Below are 18,501 nucleotides of genomic sequence, written 5' to 3' on the forward strand. Positions count from 1 at the left end.
TTATGTCCCAGCCTCTTTTTTAGTTCTCTAACGCTTGAAGAATATCTTCCCAAATATCCTCCCATGCTTCAAGACCAACAGAAAGGCGAATAAGAGTTTCACTAATCCCCATTCTTAATCTCTCATCTTCCGGGACAACGGCATGTGTCATTGTAGCGGGATGTTGAATCAGGGTTTCAGCATCCCCGAGACTAACAGCTATTTTAATCATATTAAGTCTATTCATGAAGGCTTGGGAGTCTTTCTTTTCCCCCGCAATTTCAAAACTAATTAAACCGCCTGGGCTCTTCATTTGTTTTTGAGCAATAGCATACGATGAAGATTCTTCCATACCTGGATACATCACGTTCGTTATGGCAGGATGCTCAGCTAATTTCTGCATAATTTGTCTAGCATTTGAAGAGTGACGATCCATTCGAATAGGGAGGGTTTTTAAGCCTCTTAACAATAGCCATGCATCGAATGGTGAAAGAATTCCACCTATATCCTTTTGCGTACTTTTAGCAATTGAAGAGATGGTCTCTTGGTCACCCACAACTAAACCGGCTACCACGTCTCCATGGCCACTGATATATTTCGTTGCACTATGCAAAACAATGTCACAGCCATATTCTAGCGGGCGCTGTAAATAAGGAGTCGAAAATGTATTATCCACCACAACCTTAATTCCTTTTTCTTTTGCGACTGCAGAAACCATTTCAAGATCAATTAATTTCAATGTTGGATTAATCGGAGTTTCAATATAAATAACTGTAGTATTTGGACGAATTGCTTTTTGTAATTGCTCAACTGAGTCTAGCGGAAGCAAGTCATGTTCAATCGAAAATTTCTCTTCTAACATTTTAAGTAATCCGAAAGTACATCCGTAGACCCCTTCTGAACAAAGAATGTGGTCGCCTGTCTTCACTAGGTTCAAAAGAACAGCAGACACGGCAGCCATTCCCGAACCAAACGCTAAGCCTGCCTCAGCATTTTCAAGAGAGGCAATCCGCTCTTCCAACATTCGAACAGTAGGGTTTCCAAGTCTTGAATAAATATAGCCAGGCTCCTCACCTGCAAACCTTCGTTCACCAGCCTCAGCCGTTTCAAATGTAAAAGTTGATGTTTGATAAATAGGAGATGCCAGGCTGTTGTGATGCGATTTAGATTCATATCCATCATGAATTGTTTTTGTCTCAAAGCGATGCTTCCCTGTCAAAGTTATAACCCCCTGTTATAAAAATAGCTAGATACACTTCCATTGTAAGCGCTTTCTATTATAAGGTGAAGAGGTATTTATCTTTCTCATATCCTAACCAATGATGTACACTTACTTTCTATCCACCTCATTTCTACTAAAGTTGACATCTAATACTGAAAGAGTTACAATAGCATTTGTGTAAAATAAGAATGGGCAGCAGCGTGACGGGCTGTGATTTCATTGTGTTCCTTTTAATAGGTACGCCGCGTAACCTCCGGCTGTCGAGGTGAAGGCGTGTGAAAACACAATGTGCACAAACCGGAATCACGACACTGTTTTTATTTTATACCAATAATAATGGTATAAAGGAGGAGCTAATTATGGCTCGTTATACAGGACCAAGTTGGAAAATTTCTCGTCGTCTTGGTATTTCTCTAAGTGGAACAGGTAAAGAATTGGAAAAGCGTCCTTACGCTCCAGGTCAACACGGACCTAACCAGCGTAGAAAGCTTTCTGAATATGGTCTTCAACTTCAAGAGAAGCAAAAGCTTCGTCACATGTACGGCATGACTGAGCGTCAATTCCGTCGTCTTTTCGATGATGCTGGCAAAATGAAAGGTGTTCATGGTGAAAACTTCATGATTCTTCTTGAAGCTCGTCTTGATAACCTTGTTTATCGTCTAGGTCTAGCTCGCACTCGCCGTCAGGCTCGTCAGCTAGTTAACCACGGCCACATCACAGTTGATGGCAAACGCGTTGACATTCCTTCTTATCGTGTAGCGACTGGTCAAGTGATCAGCGTTCGTGAGAAGTCTAACAACCTTGACATCATCAAAGAAGCTATCGAAGTAAACAATTTCGTTCCAGAATACCTTACTTTCGATGCAGATAAGCTTGAAGGTACGTTCTCTCGTCTTCCTGAGCGTTCTGAACTTCCTGCTGAAATCACTGAAGCTCTTATCGTTGAGTATTACTCTCGTTAAGCTGTTTCAAAAACCCCGGAACTTATTCCGGGGTTTTTTATGTCCAAATTTACTTAGTACAAAAAATATAAAAATGAGGAAGATCCTCCTCTTTTCAATGGGAGGGTCTTCCTCTTAAAGATTGGCTGTTCATAACCGCTGGTGATTTTTTACTCATTTACTCTCTGTGATAACCAACCGTTATTGGGAATCACCAGTATTAGTTAAAATAGCTAAATGATTAATACGTAAGAAGGAAATATTTCTTCTTCCCTCTACGAATAATCACGTATTGACTTTCGATTTGGTCGCTTTCTGAAATAACTTTATCCATTTCCTGACACCGTTCACCGTTGATATACACCGCTCCATTTTTAACATCTTCTCTTGCCTGGCGCTTAGATGAAGAAATACCAGCTTCTACAAGAAGGTCAATAAGTCCCTTTTCATTATCTTCTACATGGTAAGAAGGAACATCCTTAAAACCTAAACGGATTTCATCAGCTGTTAGCTGTTTAATGTCACCACTGAACAGCGCTTCCGAGATGTTGATTGCCTGCTGAAGCTTTTCTTCTCCGTGAACAAGCTTTGTCACTTCTTCAGCAAGAGTACGATGAGCTTCTCTCTTTTCCGGTGCTTCGATATGTTTTGATTCAATCTCTTTAATTTCTTCAATACTTAAAAATGTAAAGTAATGAAGAAATTTCACAACATCACGATCATCTGTGTTAATCCAGAACTGATAGAATTCGTAAGGAGAGGTTTTATCGGCATCAAGCCAAATCGCTCCACCTTCAGATTTACCGAACTTAGAACCATCACTCTTCGTAACAAGTGGGAATGTTGCTCCATAGGCTTTTGAAGACTCTTCGCTGCCTTCTTCTTTACGAATCAGTTCAAGACCTGCTGTGATGTTCCCCCATTGGTCACTTCCTCCAATTTGAAGACGACAGTTTTCTTTCCGGTAAAGCTGAAGAAAATCATATGATTGAAGAATCATATACGTAAATTCTGTAAAAGAAATTCCCGCTTCAAGACGTGAAGTAACAGAATCTTTCGCAAGCATATAGTTCAAACCAAAGTTCTTTCCAACATCACGCAGGAATGGAATAACATTTAACTCCCCAATCCAGTCGTAGTTGTTTACAGCTTTTGCAGAGTTCGCATCTGTTCCAAAATCCAAAAAGCGAGCAAGCTGTCCCTGTAACTTATTCGTCCAATCTTTTACAATGTCTTCTGAATTCAACGTACGTTCATTTGAACGGCCACTAGGGTCACCAATCAGCCCAGTAGCTCCACCAACAAGCGCAATCGGCGTGTGGCCAGCTAACTGAAATCTACGTAGGGCTAGAATAGGCAAAAGATGCCCAATATGAAGGCTATCAGCTGTAGGATCAAAGCCAGAATAAAGAGCAATGCGGTTTTCTGAAAGTTCCTTTTCAAGGCCCTCTCTATCTGTAACTTGATTTAAAAGTCCTCTTGTTTCTAATTCTTCTAATATGTGCATGTAATCGACTCCCTTTCGTTAATAATATCTTTTGGCAAACCACTAAAATAATCCAAATGGGCAAAAAAACAAAAAAAACCCGCCCCAGAAAAGGGACGAGTTTCATCGCGGTACCACCCTTGTTGAAGAAAGTAACCTTTCTCCCACTCAGTCAGAATAACGGTCTGAACCGTCTAATGCTACACAGACACTGTCTTTCCCATTAGATGCTCATGGAGGTAATTCACATTTTCCTTTATGCTGATTCTCACCGCACATCAGCTCTCTGAAAAAGGGAGAAAAATGCTACTTCGTCCAATCAAGGCATGTCGTTCATTAAAAAACACTAATTAAATTAATATCACAAAGGTAAAATCATGTCAATTCTAAGCCTACAGAAATCCCTACCAGTTTATACAAATCTCGACGACATATGCTATAATAAACAGGATTAATTTGAGGGGGTATAGGAATGCGAGAGCTTTTTTCTTCTATCAGGCAGAAGTGGAACGCGTTCATTGATAGATTACAAGAATATAACATCTTAACCGGGTCCAGGATCGCCTACAAAGTGACTTGGAATTTATTTCTTATTTTTATCGTGCTAGGTCTAATGGGCACTATTTTCGCCGGTGGTGTTGGTGCAGGATATTTCGCATCACTTGTTAAAGATGAACCGATTCGCTCTTACGATGAGATGAAGAGAGACGTTTATAACTATGAAGAAACCAGTGAGGTATATTTTGCAGGTGATGTTCTTCTTGGTAACTTTCGTTCTGATATTGAGCGAAAAGAGGTTGAGTTAAAAAACGTTTCTCCTCTTCTACAAAAAGCAGTTATTTCCACAGAAGATGAATATTTCTTCGATCACGATGGTATTGTTCCAAAAGCAATTGGACGTGCCGTTCTTCAAGAAGTCACCAATTCAGATGATCGAAGCGGTGGTAGTACATTAACACAACAGTTAGTTAAGAACCAGATTCTAACAAGAGAAGTTTCTTTCGAACGAAAAGCAAAAGAAATGCTACTCGCTCTTCGACTCGAAAATTTCTTTAATAAAGAAGAAATTCTAGAAGCATACCTTAATATCGTTCCTTATGGACGAAATGCTTCCGGTAATAATATTGCGGGCGTACAAGCAGCCTCACAGGGCATATTTGGTGTCAATGCTAGTGATTTAAATTTGCCTCAAGCTGCATTCATTGCAGGTATTCCCAAAAACCCTTATACATACACCCCTTTTACAAATTCGGGTGAGGTAAAGAAGGATCTTTCAGCTGGAATCGATCGGATGGAATTTGTTCTATATCGTATGTATGAAGAAGAAACAATCACTGAAGAAGAGTATAACAAAGCGCTAGAATACGATATTGAAAAAAATCTAGCTGAGTCTTCGCCTTCGCCAGTAGAAAAATACCCTTACCTTACATTTGAGATTGAAGATCGTGCGAAGCGAGTTCTTGCCGAGCAGATCGCGAATGAAGAAGGATATGACGGGAAGGAACTTTCGAAGAGTGTAGACTATTACAATCAAATCACTTATGATGCTAACGTTACTGGTAGATCTGCAACGGAAATAGCCAAGAAAATGGATTTGAAATGGGAAGAAGTTCAAGAAAATTCAGATGTATTCCTTGAATTTATGAGTAATGCAGAGAAAGAGCTTCGCAAAAATGGATATAAAATTTATACTACAATTGACAAAGATATTTATGAATCTATGAATGCTGCAAGAGATAAAGTGCTAGAAAACGGAAGCTATTTCCAAAGTGCTAAAACCCTCTCCGTGCAAAATCCTGAAACTGGAGAGCTTGAAAATAAAGAATTTCCTATGCAAGTAGGTAGTATCCTCATCGAAAATGAATCTGGAAAAATTCTTTCATTTGTTGGTGGAAGGGATTTCGCGCAAGAAGAACTTAACCATGCTACAGACGCCTATCGATCAAACGGTTCTACAATGAAACCATTGCTTGACTATGCCCCGGCAACGGAAATGGGAAAAGTTCAGCCTGGGTATATTGTGCCAGACTTACCAATTCAAGATGGATATAATCCTGGTAACTATTCATCAAACTACCATGGTCTTGTAACTGCACGTAAAGCGTTGGAAAGGTCTTATAACGTTCCAGCTGTTCGAGTTTATAATAAAATGAACCCAGTGGACGCAACCGACTATTTGGTGAAGATGGGCTTTAGTACAATGACTCTTGATGATCGAACCAATCCTTCAATGGCAATTGGTGCGCTACAACGGGGAGTAAGTGTCGAAGAGAATACCAACGCATTTGGCACGTTTGCTAATGGAGGAAAGTTTGTTGATGCTTATTTAATTGATAAAATAGTTGACCGCGATGGAAACACCATTTTCGAACAAAAACCAGAACCAGTGGATGTTTTCAGTCCTCAAACTGCCTATCTATCAATCGATATGATGCGTGATGTAGTTAACCAGGGTACTGCCCAAGACATTCCAGGGAAATTAAAATTCGCTTCTGACTGGGCAGGAAAAACAGGAACTGGACAAAATTATTATGATTCATGGTTTGTAGCAGTCAATCCTAATGTTTCACTAGGTGTATGGACTGGATATGACAAACAAATTAGCATGGATAGTCAATATGCCAACAGAAACAAAAACTTATGGGCACTATTTGCTAATGCCGCTTATGATAAAAAACCAGAAATAATGGATCCAGAAGAATCATTCAAAATGCCAACGGGTATTGTGCGACGTTCGTTCTGTGGTATATCTGGAAAGCTCGCTTCTGATCTCTGTCAGAAAGCCGGACTTGTCAAAACTGATCTATTCAACGCAAAGTATGTACCAACTGAAGTGGATGACAGTCTCACTCAAGGTCGTTATGTCATCATGAATGGTAAGACCTATCAAGCACTTAGTTCCACTCCAGAAGAGTTTGTATCCAGCGGAGTCATGATTAAAGAGGATTACTTCTCAGGAGTTGATATTTCACAGCTTCTCCCTTCTGGATTTAGTGATTTAAATATCGTGTCAGAAGGAAAAACTGCTTCAGAAAATGGGAAAAAACCTGGCGCAGTTGGTGGCGTTTCAATAAGTGGCTCTTCACTAAATTGGGGTGCTTCAGGTGAAAGTGATATTGTTGGTTATCGTATTTATCGCGCTTCGAACGGTAGTAGTTCATTTACGAAGCTTGGAAGCGTAAAAGCATCTGATGGTAGCTCATTCAACATCCCTTCTGGTGCATATGCCTATTACGTAACAGCAGTTGATGTAGCTGGGAATGAATCGGGACCATCGGCTAAAGTAACAAATGGAGATTGGTCTGATAAACCAGAGCCAAAACCTGAGAAAAAACAAGAAGCAGAACCTTCAACAGATGAAGAAAATGATGAAGCTTCTGATAATGAAGAGAACGAAAATAATGCTCCCTCCGATAATGAGAGTGATGAATCTAGCAACTCAGAAGATTCATCTTCAAATGAAGGGAATACCAACACCGGTGAAAATGCAAATGATAACAACTCCGGTAATGGAAATAACAATGGAAATAGTAGTCCTACAAATGGTGCTGACAGCGGAAATAATTCAAATAGCACCGGCGGCAACACAAGCAATAACGACCAGTAAAAAAACAGCCTGCAGCATAATGCTGCAGGCTGTTTTCTATTACTTAATCTTCCATTGTAGACAAATCGCCAGTTGGTAAATCCAGCTCCCACGCCTTTAATACGCGACGCATGATCTTACCACTTCTCGTTTTCGGAAGCTTATCTCTAAATTCGATTTCTCGAGGTGCTGCATGAGCTGCAAGTCCTTTTTTAACGAAATTTCTTATCTCTTCCATCAACTCATCAGACGGTTCATGACCATCTCTAAGTGAAATAAAGGCTTTAATAATTTCACCTCGCACAGGATCCGGTTTCCCAATCACTCCAGCTTCAGCAACAGCACTATGTTCGACTAGTTTACTTTCAACTTCAAATGGACCAACTCTTTCACCCGAAGTCATAATAACATCATCGACTCGCCCCTGGAACCAGAAGTATCCGTCCTCATCTTTATAAGCTGAATCACCAGATACGTACCAGTCTCCTTTTAAGAAATAGCTTTCATATTTTTCAGGACGATTCCAAATCGCTCGCATCATTGATGGCCAGCCTTTTTTAATCGCAAGGTTCCCCATTCGATTAGCAGGAAGTTCATTTCCTTGATCATCTACGATTGCTGCGTGCACGCCTGGAATTGGTTTGCCCATTGATCCTGGCTTTATTTCCATTGATGGATAATTACTGATTAGCTGTGCTCCCGTTTCTGTCATCCACCAGTTATCATGAATTCTCCGTTCAAGAACTTTGTTACCCCATTTAATAACCTCAGGATTTAATGGCTCTCCTACGCTTAGTACATGACGTAAAGATGAAAGTTCGAATTTCTTAACGATCTCATCTCCCGCACCCATAAGCATACGAAATGCAGTAGGAGCACTATACCATACAGTTACTTCATATTTTTCGATCGTACCGTACCAATCTTCTGGACTAAAACGACCACCACGAATGACGTTCGACGTTCCAGCAAGCCATGGAGCAAATATGCCATATGACGTCCCCGTTACCCAACCTGGATCAGCTGTACACCAGTAGACATCATCTTCTTTTAAGTCAAGTACCCATTTCGCCGTTTGATAGTGTTGTATCATCGCATTATGAACATGAAGTACGCCTTTCGGCTTACCAGTTGAACCTGATGTGTAGTGGAGAATCATACCATCTTCACGGTCAACCCATTCTATTTTAAGCTTCTTTTCTGCTGATTCAAAATGCTTATAAAAGTCTATATAAGGACCTTCTTCTTTAACGTTATTTCCTACTAGCACAACACTTTCGAGATTAGGAAGCTCATCAACCGGAACGCGCTCAAGTAGCTCAGGGGTTGTAACAAGTACCTTTGCTTCACTATCCTCAAGACGATCCCTTACTGCACCTTCCATAAAGGCTTCAAAAAGTGGGCCAGCAATCGCACCTAACTTAAGCGTTCCGAGTAGAATGAAGTATAGCTCAGGAGATCTTGGCATGAAAATAAAGACCCTATCTCCTTTTTCGACATTCACTTTTTTTAGAACGTTACCTGCTTTGTTACTCATTGATTTCATCTCACTGTACGTATACTTCTCATCTCGTGTTGGGTCAGAAAAATAAAGAGCTACTTTGTTTTTACGATCGGACTCAGCGTGCCTATCGATTGCTTCGTAGGCCATATTGACATTACCTGTCTCACTCCAGGTAAATGTTTTCTCCACGTCTTTCCAATCAAAATTCTCGTATGTAGCTTCATAATCCTGTAAATTATGATTACCCAATGTAGCAGAAAGCGGTTTCAATTCCATAAGTAATCTCCTCCTTCTCCTTCATGTCTTTCACTGATAGTATAACATAAATTCCTAATTTTTTAACAAATGACAAAACTTCAAAAAATAACATTGAAACCCCTTACATTTATCGCGTTTCATGTATAATAAGAACTGAGACCATTATTAAAAGGTGGTGACTAGATGGAACATCGTAAAACGTATAATGCAATCGAGAAGAACACCCCGCATGGAAAACTTATTATTGAAGGACCAATTACTCCAGATCGCCTGGCATCCTATCATTTACATAAGGACCTTGTCGCATTTCGCCCACCGGAACAACAGCATAAAGCACTGGTTGAAATAGCAGGTCTGCCTGAAGGCCGTATCATTGTGGCTAGGGAAAGAGAAACCATTGTAGGCTATGTCACATTTCTATATCCAGACCCACTTGAGCGTTGGTCAGAAGGCAATATGGAAGATTTAATTGAATTAGGAGCGATTGAAGTTATTCCAAAGTACCGTAATGCTAAAGTCGGCAAAAGCCTTCTCAAAACGTCATTTATGGACGATGCAATGAATGATTACATTGTGATAACTACCGAGTATTATTGGCATTGGGACCTTAAAGGAACAGGTTTATCAGTTTGGGATTATCGTAAAGTGATGGAGAAAATGATGAATGCAGGAGGTCTTGAGTGGTATGCAACGGATGATCCTGAAATAAGCTCTCATCCTGCAAATTGCTTAATGGCTAGAATTGGGACAAGAATTAACCAGGACTCTGTTCAAGCGTTTGATCGCCTGCGATTCCATAATCGCTTCATGTATTAAGATTGCAAAGGAGTGAGCCAAGTTGGTCATTGAAGAAATTATGAATCAAAATGTTTTTTCACTTGAAGAGAACCAAACCATTGCGGATGCCATTAAAATGATGAGAGAAAAAAACATTCGCCATCTTCCTATCGTAAATAGCGAAGGGGAGCTCACTGGCATTATATCAGATCGAGATATTAAAGATGCTAGTCCATCAATTCTTGACTCAAATCCAAACAAGGAAGTGTTACAGTCTCCTCTTTCCTCTATTATGAAGAAAGACGTCATTACAGCTCACCCATTGGATTTTGTAGAAGAAATTTCTACGATCTTTTATGAGCAGCGCATTAGTTCGATTCCGATTGTTGAAAACCGAAAAGTAATCGGAATGGTTACTGAAACGGATATGTTACATACGTTAATCCTTTTGACAGGGGCACACCAGCCGAGTTCACATATTGAAGTACAGGTGGAAAATGTGTCAGGACAATTGGCCGATATTACCCAAATCATTAAAAAGCGCAATGTTAACATTATTAGCGTTCTAGTCTACCCGTGTAGTCACAATGAAAAATTCAAAAATATCGTTTTTCGAATACAAACGATGAATCCCACTTCCGTTGTAAACGATATTAAAAATGAAGGTTATGAGGTTCTCTGGCCAAATATGCCGGGTGTTCAAAAATGAAGTGCGACTCCCTTTTTGTATATTCCTCAGACTATTTAAATTATAAATTCAGTGACGATCATCCTTTCAATCATATACGTGTTAAGCTCACACAGGACTTGCTTACCGAAATAAATGCTTTAAATGATCAAGAAGTGGTCCCTCCTCGGATTGCAACCGATAGTGAGATTGCTCTTATTCATGACCCAGCCTACATAGAAGCTGTAAAAAAAAGCTAGTAAAGGAAACCTTGCATCCTCTGTTGCAGCTAACTACGGTCTTGGAACAGAAGATACGCCAATCTTTCCGAACATGCATGAAGCTAGTGCTCTTATTGTTGGGGGAACGCTGACTGCAGTTGATGCAGTTATGACAGGAAAGTCTGATCATGCCCTTAACATAGGCGGAGGACTCCATCACGGTTTCCGAGGTAAAGCATCAGGCTTTTGCATCTATAATGACAGTTCAATCGCCATTGAATACATGAAACAAAAATACGGTGCAAAGGTCCTTTATGTTGATACTGACGCCCATCACGGAGACGGTGTGCAGTGGGCTTTTTACGACGACCCTGATGTTTGCACACTATCTATCCATGAAACGGGACGCTATTTATTTCCTGGAACAGGAAATATTAATGAGAAAGGTCAAGGAAAAGGATATGGGTTTTCATTTAATATTCCGATTGACGCTTTTACAGAGGACGAGTCATTTCAGGAAGTGTACGAGGATTCGTTTCGAAAAGTAATCGATTTTTTCAAGCCTGATGTAATCCTAACTCAAAATGGTGCAGATGCTCATTATTATGATCCGTTAACACATCTCTCTGTTTCCATGAAAAGCTATGAGTTCATTCCGAAACTAGCACACCAATTAGCTCATGAGTATTGTGATGGAAAATGGATTGCCGTTGGCGGGGGTGGTTACGATATCTGGCGTGTTGTACCACGCGCTTGGTCAAGAATTTGGTTAGAAATGAAAGGGCTATCAGTAGCCGGTGCCCTACCAAAACAATGGATTGAAAGGTGGGCCCCACTCTCACCACTTTCTCTTCCAGAGAATTGGCATGATAAAGCTGATTTGTATGAGCCCATTCCAAGGAAACAGGAAATCACAGAAAAAAACAAACTAACTTGCGAACGAGCGCTTTATCAAATAGTAAATTAATAAAAAAACGAGCCTAGGCTCGTTTTTTTAATCTTGATTATGAGTAGTTGAATTACGATGTTGCAAACGGTGTGGTAAAACAACCGTTTGTTCTTCTACTGTTTCTTTATTCATTAATTTTGTAAGAAGACGCATGGCGACAGCACCAATATCGTACATAGGTTGAACAACGGTTGAAAGCGTTGGTCGAACCATCGTTGCTAGTCTTGTGTTATCAAATCCAACGACCTCGAAATCTTCCGGAACGTTATAACCGTTGTCCTGTGCAGCGTGAATAACGCCTAGTGCCATTTCATCCGTACCTGCAAAGATAGCTGTTGGCTTCTCATCTAGTTCAAGAAACCCTTCCATTGCTTCAATACCTGAGTCATACGTATAGTCGCCAATTGCAACGCAATCTTCATCAACTTTCATACCTGCATCCTCTAAAGCTGTTCGGTAACCAAGAAACTTTTCTTCACCGTTAATTGGATCTTCTAATGGACCACTAACAAGTCCAATTTTTTTATGATCTTTTTCAATAAAGCTAGTCACAAGCTCATATGCAGCTTTTTGATAATCAATGTTAACTGACGGAATCTCCTGGCCCTTTTCTAGGGTTGCTGCTAGAACAATCGGAACAGGTGAGCGCTTAAATTCTTCAACATGTTCTTCTGTAATTTTACCGCCCATAAACACAATTCCATCTACCTGTTTTCCAAGCATCGTATTTAGAAGATGAATTTCTTTTTCTTTATTTTGATCTGAGTTACTCAAGATAATATTATATTTGTACATTGTAGCAATATCCTCAATACCGCGAGCAAGCTCAGCAAAGAAAATACTCGAAATATCAGGGATGATAACTCCGACAGTCGTCGTTTTTTTACTAGCAAGACCTCTTGCTACAGCATTGGGACGGTATCCAAGTCTTTCAATCGCCTCTAATACCTTTTTTCTTGTTGCAGGCTTAACATTAGGGTTGCCATTCACAACCCTTGATACAGTTGCCATTGATACTCCTGCTTCTTTCGCTACGTCATAAATCGTTGTATTCACGATGATCCTCCTTCATGCTCTTACGGACTTTAATTTATTTAATGATACGATACTATCCGTTTGACTGCAAACCAAAACCTATATCGACTCACACTAATAAACCACTATTAGCTGTGAAACACCTGCTATTATGATTATGTAGGTTATTTCACAATTAGATACTGTATTAAAGATAGCATATTTAGTCGCTTTTTGCTTTATATAAGCGTAAATTTTCAAAGACTAAATCATAAATCTGTCGTATTTGCTTCCATCTTTATATATGATAACACTCTTACGTTCTTTTATTCCAATAGAACCCAAGCCACTTAGGAACATCAGGTTGAGGATTCATACATCATACACAGAAAAAAACCTTCTACTTATAAAGTAGAAGGCGCAGCTTTCGCTGGATTGAATAAACCACTTGCTTTTAGATCTTTAACAAATTGTTCGTATTGTGGAATATCTAACTGCTGAGCCGCATCGGAAAGAGCTACAGCTGGGTCTGGATGAACTTCCACCATGATACCGTCTGCTCCAATAGCTAGACCTGCTTTTGCTGCAGGGAATAGAAGATCTTTGCGTCCAGTTGAATGCGTTACGTCAACTAGAACTGGCAAATGAGTTTCCTGTTTAAGAATTGGAACTGCTGTAATATCCAACGTGTTTCTCGTTGCTTTTTCGTAAGTTCTAATTCCTCGTTCACAAAGCATTACTTGTGTATTACCGTTCGATACGATGTATTCTGCCGCATTAATGAATTCTTGAATTGTCGCAGATAAACCTCTTTTTAGAAGAACCGGCTTATCAACGGATCCTGCCGCTTTAAGTAACTCAAAGTTCTGCATGTTACGTGCTCCGATTTGAATTACATCAACGTACTTAACTGCTGTTTCAATATCTGCAGGGTTTACAATTTCACTGACTACAGCTAGATCGTACTCATCAGCAACTTGTTTAAGAATCTTTAATCCTTCTTCTCCAAGACCCTGGAAGTCGTATGGCGATGTACGTGGTTTGAAAGCTCCACCACGAAGCATTTTAAATCCTTGCTTCTTAACAGCCCTCGCTACTTCAGCAACTTGCTCATAGCTTTCAACAGCACAAGGTCCTGAAATAAGAACTTGCCCGCCATCTCCAACTTTTTCGCCTTTAATATCAATAACCGTATTATCGGGTTGGCGTTTTCTTGAAACTAAAAGCGCCTTACGATGATCGTCTTCCTGTAACTCAAGGCTTGCCTTAAAAATTTCCTTGAATATATGTTGAAGAGTGGAATTATCAAAAGGCCCACCATTTTTCTCTGTAAGCAAATCAAGCATCTTACGTTCCCGAACAGGGTCAAAACGATTAATCCCCTGTGCTTTCTTTACTCTACCTATCTCTTTCGCCACTTCAGCACGCTCATTAATTAAATCAAGCAGCTGCAGGTTAATCTCGTCTAATTTCTCTCTCAACTCATCAATTTGGATATTAGCCATAATATCTCCACTCCTATCTGTTTAAGTGATTAGGGTTATTATATACGATGAAAAATAAAATGTCACTACTTTTCTTTTAATTCTTAAACGCTTTTAAGCATTAAACCATGTCAGTGAAAGAAAAACGGCTTTATAAAGCCGTTTACTTTAAATATTTTTTCGCAGCATCCGATAACGAGGTATTAGTGATTCTCCAATGTGAATCATTCCATACAACCTCATTTTCATTAAACACTAGCGCTTGTGGCGACTGATGCTTTACTCCATATGAGTCAGCAATTTCAGTTGATAAAGGACGTGATTCCTGCACGTTCAAATAATACACGTCTTCTGACACACCCTCGGAAAACTTCTGAAATTCTTCAAAAGCTTGAGCACTTATTGGGCAAGTTGTACTATTTTTAAATAATAGAAATTGATTATTAGCTTCCTTGATGCGTTTGAAATCTTCTGATGTAGTTATTTTTGTAATGGCCATAAGTTTATCCCCCTTCAAATTGCTATAAATTCATTATAAAGAAGTTTACAGGAAATGAAAAAGAAGAAGCATTATGCTTCTTCTTTTTCATTTCTATATAACAAATTAGGACTTAGTAGGATTCTCCATTGAAGCTGGTTCTTCTTCAGAGAAATGATCGCTAAGATCCTGTTGGAAGCTCTCAACGTCAGCATCTGCCTGAGTATGCAGATCACTATTTTCTTCTGTTTCAAGATTACGATCTTTAATCTTTGAAACAATGTTATTCGATTGATCCGATACTTGCTTGTAAATTGTTGAAGATTTTTCTTTAGCACGGTTAGCAAAATCTGTGCTACGTTCTACTGCAGAATCACGGAATTGAGAAGTCTTTTCCTTCACTGCTCCAGCTTGTTGATTTAGATCACTTCTAAGTTCTTTACCTGATTTAGGTGCTGAAAGTAGTGCAGCCGCTGCTCCAACGATACCACCAATAAGTGAACCAATGATAAAATCTTTTGTGTTAATGTTGTTATCCGACATATAAATACCTCCTATTATTTTGAATCAACGTACTGATCTGTGGCTTTCTTCTTAACTTGCCATTTTTGCCATATTTGCATGACAGCATTTCCCCACTGAACGACTTTTGTAACTTGTTCAGATTGACGCTCTGCCTCATCTGTTACTTTTCCAGAAATATTTCTTAATGAATGATTCATCTTTCCAAGTGATGTTCCGACTTCTTTTACTTGTACAAAAACAGTATCCAGAGCTTCAGATTTCCCCTGAATGTCTTCTGCAAGCAAATTAGTCTTATGTAACAGTGCAGTAGTTTCAGTTGTTAAACCATTCATTTGTTTTTCAAGGCTATCAAGTGTTTTCGCCGTATTACTCAGCGTATCCTTCAAGGATTTGAGAGTTTGGGCTACGAAATAAACAAGAACTGCAAATGCAATCGCAATAATAGCTACACTTAAATACAAAATAATCTCCATGTGCTGGCACCTCCCTTTTCTGAATCTCTTCCCTTCATTCCTCTTTCGTAAACACAAGTTTGTCATTTCACATACGAACGAAAAATGAGTCTACTTTACTACCCTACACCATAATTAATTCGTTACAAGTTTCATTATTCCTTTTTTAATTTTTTTTTATAACATATTCTCATTCTTCTCTATCAGGAGAATAGTAAAAAAAAGAAGGCTCAAGGAGCCTTCTCGCTTAAATAGACGCTTTTTCGGTCTCATATGCTTCTTGATATTTCTGAATATCACCGGCTCCCATGAAAAGAAGTACTCCTTTATCATGGTCATTAAGCTGCTGAATGGAATCTTCAGAGATCATGTGAGCATTAGGGATTTTTTCAATCAGTTGATCAATCGATAACTGACCTGCATCTTCCCGTGCCGAACCAAAGATGTCGCATAAGTAAACAACATCTGCTTCTTTTAACACATCTGCAAATTCATTTAGGAACGTCTTTGTTCTTGTAAATGTGTGAGGTTGGAAAATGGCCACAACTTCACGATTTGGATACTTCTGATGTGCTGATTCTATAGTTGCTTTAATTTCAGTTGGATGATGCGCATAATCGTCAATTAGTACCTGGTTATCAACGACTTTTTCTGTAAATCTACGCTTAACTCCTTTGAAGTTTGCAAGTTGAGCAGCTACTGCATCTCCTGAAAGATTTTCATAGTGACAAAGAGCAACGACAGATAAAGCATTCAGCACATTGTGTTTCCCGTACATCGGAATCTGGAATGTACGATAGTAATCATCACGAACATGAACATCAAATGTTGTCCCATGTTCATCAATTTTAATATTGGTTGCCTGAAAATCGTTTTGATCATCAAAGCCGTAGAATACGACTGGTACTTTTGTTTGGATTTGCTGAAGGTAAGAATCATCACCATAAGCAATAATACCCTTCTTCACAAGCATTGCCATTTCCTGAAATGCCGAAAAGACATCATCAACATCTGAAAAATAATCTGGGTGATCAAAATCGATGTTTGTCATAATCGCATAATCAGGCTGGTAAGATAAAAAGTGACGACGGTATTCACATGCTTCAAACACAAAATACTGACTGTCCTTTACGCCTTTACCAGTACCATCTCCGATAAGATACGATGTCGGTTCTGCTGCCCCAACAACATGAGACAACAAACCAGTTGTTGATGTTTTACCATGAGAGCCTGTTACAGCAATACTAGTGAATTTTTGAATAAAATCTCCAAGGAATTTATGGTAGCGATAAACAGGAAGGTTCATTTCTCTTGCTTGCACTAACTCTTCATGCTGATCATCAAATGCATTGCCGGCGATAATAATCATATCTTCTTTAATATTTTCTTCTCCAAATGGAAGAATAGTAATACCTTTTTGTTCAAGAGCCTCCTGTGTAAAGAAACGTTTCTCTACGTCTGAACCCTGTACACTGTATCCTATATCGCTAAGGATTTGTGCTAGAGCGCTCATCCCGGATCCCTTAATGCCAACAAAGTGATATATAGTCATTTCAGAACCTCCACACTTTCATTTCTTCTCCGCGTAACCTTTTTTAGTATATGATGTCATTACAAGTATGCGCTGCTTTTCTTTTCAATACTACATTATAGCAGAAAAAGAGACAGGTCTCCAATATAATTCATCAAAGTAATTTGGCACTACGGGCGCAAAAAAGACAGGATTTTGTTCCTGTCTTTTTTGCTTATTCAACACGCTCTAAACGCGGGTTGTGTCGATATTTTCTGCCTGCTTTAGCTTCTGCTTTATCATCAAGAATGACATTATCTCCTGTAAATCCAATGTCTACTTTAAGCAAACTACTTCCAACACCATAAATATCAACAGGAACGTTTTGAGATTCAAACGTTCGAATTCTTTCTTCCGTAAAACCGCCGCTTACTACAATTTTCACATGCTCGAAGCCTTCTTTATCAAGGGCATCTCTAAGTGCAAAAATCAGTTCTGCATTAACCCCTCTTGGATCGAACGTCCCTAGAACATCAGGATTACGCCAAAAATACTGATCAACCATCGTACGAGAGGTATCAACTCGAACACCCTTCAACGTCTTGCCAAATTCCCTTGCTACACGTAATGAATCCGTAATAACATCATTATTGTAATCAACAAGAGAAATCAATTCATCTTCAGGGTATTTCGCATAATAAGCTTTTGATGCTTCAACAACATCACCTTTAAAAAGTTGAATTAAGGCATGAGGCATAGTTCCCATTCCTCTTTTTCCCCACCATTCATTCATCGCATGGGTTGCCTGTGCAGTAGACCCCCCAATATGAGAAGCATACCCGTCACCCGCTTGTTGAGTATAATGATCATCACGATCGCCCATGAAAATAACCGGTTTTTGGATACCTGATGATCGTGCTGCTTTCACTACATGATAAACATTCGTCGCGACGGATGTTCTTCTGCCCAGAATACCATCAATAATTCCTTCGAGAAAACCGAAGTTTTGATATGGCCCTTTAATTTTCAAAACCGTTTCAAATGGAGAGATTTTATCCCCATCCTTTAGCGACTCTATTTCAAGCGATTCAGGGTCCTTCGCAAAGGTTTTTATGAGTGCAATTGCTTCATCTGAACCACAAAGAACGGCATCATGTTTTTGAAAGAACTGCATTGTCACAATATTGTCCGGCTTGAACTCTTCCACAATTTCGCATGTCTTTAGGAAGTAAACAGCTGAAAACCAGCCTTCGCCTACACGCTCATCAAATTTAAAGGTTCGGTTCGTAAGCCTTTTTATTTTGCCTTGCATTTTAAGTTCAATTTCCTTCATAATGGGGCTCCTTCAAGTAGTTTCGTCATTCGAATGTGAGCTCTCTATGTTCAACCATTCACTTATCTGACTATAATTTAACATTAGCTTAACACTACTTATCATATAGAACCTG

General features: G+C 39.3%; 14 protein-coding genes, 1 pseudogene and 1 other annotated feature. Of the genes and pseudogenes, 5 read left to right on the top strand and 10 right to left on the bottom strand.

The window, feature by feature from the left end:
- Nucleotides 1-19: 19 nt before the first annotated feature.
- Nucleotides 20-1,198 (bottom strand): methionine gamma-lyase, encoded by a 1,179-nt coding sequence (megL, locus tag ACIFPW_RS16420; protein ID WP_430245882.1) that lies wholly within the window; start codon nucleotides 1,196-1,198, stop codon nucleotides 20-22.
- Nucleotides 1,199-1,560: 362 nt separating this feature from the next.
- Between megL and rpsD the strand changes: the two genes are divergently transcribed.
- Nucleotides 1,561-2,163 (top strand): 30S ribosomal protein S4, encoded by a 603-nt coding sequence (gene rpsD / locus ACIFPW_RS16425; RefSeq protein ID WP_136948553.1) that lies wholly within the window; start codon nucleotides 1,561-1,563, stop codon nucleotides 2,161-2,163.
- A gap of 220 nt (nucleotides 2,164-2,383) precedes the next feature.
- Here rpsD and tyrS read toward each other — a convergent pair whose 3' ends face one another.
- Nucleotides 2,384-3,649 (bottom strand): tyrosine--tRNA ligase, encoded by a 1,266-nt coding sequence (tyrS, locus tag ACIFPW_RS16430; RefSeq protein ID WP_430245884.1) that lies wholly within the window; start codon nucleotides 3,647-3,649, stop codon nucleotides 2,384-2,386.
- A gap of 88 nt (nucleotides 3,650-3,737) precedes the next feature.
- Nucleotides 3,738-3,960: a binding site (T-box leader), on the bottom strand.
- Nucleotides 3,961-4,100: 140 nt separating this feature from the next.
- On the opposite strand from tyrS, the gene ACIFPW_RS16435 reads away from it, so the two are divergent.
- Nucleotides 4,101-7,235 (top strand): transglycosylase domain-containing protein, encoded by a 3,135-nt coding sequence (locus tag ACIFPW_RS16435; RefSeq protein ID WP_430245886.1) that lies wholly within the window; start codon nucleotides 4,101-4,103, stop codon nucleotides 7,233-7,235.
- A gap of 43 nt (nucleotides 7,236-7,278) precedes the next feature.
- Here the strand turns inward: ACIFPW_RS16435 and acsA are convergent, their stop codons facing one another.
- Nucleotides 7,279-8,994, bottom strand: coding sequence for an acetate--CoA ligase (acsA, locus tag ACIFPW_RS16440; protein ID WP_430245888.1), 1,716 nt, complete (start codon nucleotides 8,992-8,994; stop codon nucleotides 7,279-7,281).
- Nucleotides 8,995-9,159: 165 nt separating this feature from the next.
- Between acsA and ACIFPW_RS16445 the strand changes: the two genes are divergently transcribed.
- From ACIFPW_RS16445 to ACIFPW_RS16455, 3 genes and pseudogenes are all read left to right on the top strand, one after another.
- Entirely contained in the window at nucleotides 9,160-9,792 is a 633-nt protein-coding gene (locus tag ACIFPW_RS16445; RefSeq protein WP_194219253.1) for a GNAT family N-acetyltransferase, read from the top strand.
- A gap of 22 nt (nucleotides 9,793-9,814) precedes the next feature.
- Nucleotides 9,815-10,462 (top strand): acetoin utilization AcuB family protein, encoded by a 648-nt coding sequence (locus ACIFPW_RS16450; RefSeq protein WP_430245890.1) that lies wholly within the window; start codon nucleotides 9,815-9,817, stop codon nucleotides 10,460-10,462.
- Nucleotides 10,459-11,608 (top strand): annotated as a pseudogene (locus tag ACIFPW_RS16455) (acetoin utilization protein AcuC). The gene ACIFPW_RS16450 and the pseudogene ACIFPW_RS16455 overlap by 4 nt, the downstream one beginning before the upstream one ends.
- Nucleotides 11,609-11,635: 27 nt before the next feature.
- Here ACIFPW_RS16455 and ccpA read toward each other — a convergent pair.
- The 7 genes from ccpA to ACIFPW_RS16490 form a co-directional block, all read right to left on the bottom strand.
- A complete protein-coding gene (gene ccpA, locus ACIFPW_RS16460) occupies nucleotides 11,636-12,646 on the bottom strand; it encodes a catabolite control protein A (protein ID WP_226614743.1) in 1,011 nt (336 codons plus the stop codon).
- Between the two features lie 362 nt (nucleotides 12,647-13,008).
- Nucleotides 13,009-14,109 carry a bifunctional 3-deoxy-7-phosphoheptulonate synthase/chorismate mutase gene (locus ACIFPW_RS16465; protein WP_283153869.1) on the bottom strand — a complete coding sequence of 367 codons (1,101 nt, stop codon included), beginning with the start codon at nucleotides 14,107-14,109 and terminating at the stop codon, nucleotides 13,009-13,011.
- A 142-nt stretch (nucleotides 14,110-14,251) separates the two neighbouring features.
- Nucleotides 14,252-14,587 carry a bacillithiol system redox-active protein YtxJ gene (gene ytxJ / locus ACIFPW_RS16470; RefSeq protein ID WP_194219248.1) on the bottom strand — a complete coding sequence of 112 codons (336 nt, stop codon included), beginning with the start codon at nucleotides 14,585-14,587 and terminating at the stop codon, nucleotides 14,252-14,254.
- A gap of 105 nt (nucleotides 14,588-14,692) precedes the next feature.
- Nucleotides 14,693-15,109, bottom strand: a complete 417-nt coding sequence (locus ACIFPW_RS16475) for a YtxH domain-containing protein (protein WP_194219247.1) — start codon at nucleotides 15,107-15,109, stop codon at nucleotides 14,693-14,695.
- Between the two features lie 14 nt (nucleotides 15,110-15,123).
- Nucleotides 15,124-15,564 (bottom strand): DUF948 domain-containing protein, encoded by a 441-nt coding sequence (locus ACIFPW_RS16480; protein WP_430245893.1) that lies wholly within the window; start codon nucleotides 15,562-15,564, stop codon nucleotides 15,124-15,126.
- A 226-nt stretch (nucleotides 15,565-15,790) separates the two neighbouring features.
- A complete protein-coding gene (murC, locus tag ACIFPW_RS16485) occupies nucleotides 15,791-17,095 on the bottom strand; it encodes a UDP-N-acetylmuramate--L-alanine ligase (RefSeq protein ID WP_430245895.1) in 1,305 nt (434 codons plus the stop codon).
- A gap of 193 nt (nucleotides 17,096-17,288) precedes the next feature.
- Nucleotides 17,289-18,386 (bottom strand): nicotinate phosphoribosyltransferase, encoded by a 1,098-nt coding sequence (locus tag ACIFPW_RS16490; protein WP_430245897.1) that lies wholly within the window; start codon nucleotides 18,384-18,386, stop codon nucleotides 17,289-17,291.
- Between the last annotated feature and the right edge of the window lie 115 nt (nucleotides 18,387-18,501).

This window comes from Pseudalkalibacillus sp. NRS-1564 (genome assembly GCF_050467905.1).
GTDB lineage: Bacteria > Bacillota > Bacilli > Bacillales > Guptibacillaceae > Guptibacillus > Guptibacillus hwajinpoensis_B.

Bases quoted from the DNA above. Each gene is read 5' to 3' on its own strand.
- rpsD (WP_136948553.1), top strand. From the start codon at position 1,561: ATGGCTCGTTATACAGGACCAAGTTGGAAAATTTCTCGTCGTCTTGGT.
- ACIFPW_RS16475 (WP_194219247.1), bottom strand. From the start codon at position 15,109: ATGTCGGATAACAACATTAACACAAAAGATTTTATCATTGGTTCACTT.
- murC (WP_430245895.1), bottom strand. From the start codon at position 17,095: ATGACTATATATCACTTTGTTGGCATTAAGGGATCCGGGATGAGCGCT.
- ACIFPW_RS16480 (WP_430245893.1), bottom strand. From the start codon at position 15,564: ATGGAGATTATTTTGTATTTAAGTGTAGCTATTATTGCGATTGCATTT.
- ACIFPW_RS16490 (WP_430245897.1), bottom strand. From the start codon at position 18,386: ATGAAGGAAATTGAACTTAAAATGCAAGGCAAAATAAAAAGGCTTACG.
- ACIFPW_RS16465 (WP_283153869.1), bottom strand. From the start codon at position 14,109: ATGGCTAATATCCAAATTGATGAGTTGAGAGAGAAATTAGACGAGATT.
- ytxJ (WP_194219248.1), bottom strand. From the start codon at position 14,587: ATGGCCATTACAAAAATAACTACATCAGAAGATTTCAAACGCATCAAG.
- tyrS (WP_430245884.1), bottom strand. From the start codon at position 3,649: ATGCACATATTAGAAGAATTAGAAACAAGAGGACTTTTAAATCAAGTT.
- acsA (WP_430245888.1), bottom strand. From the start codon at position 8,994: ATGGAATTGAAACCGCTTTCTGCTACATTGGGTAATCATAATTTACAG.
- ACIFPW_RS16445 (WP_194219253.1), top strand. From the start codon at position 9,160: ATGGAACATCGTAAAACGTATAATGCAATCGAGAAGAACACCCCGCAT.
- ACIFPW_RS16435 (WP_430245886.1), top strand. From the start codon at position 4,101: ATGCGAGAGCTTTTTTCTTCTATCAGGCAGAAGTGGAACGCGTTCATT.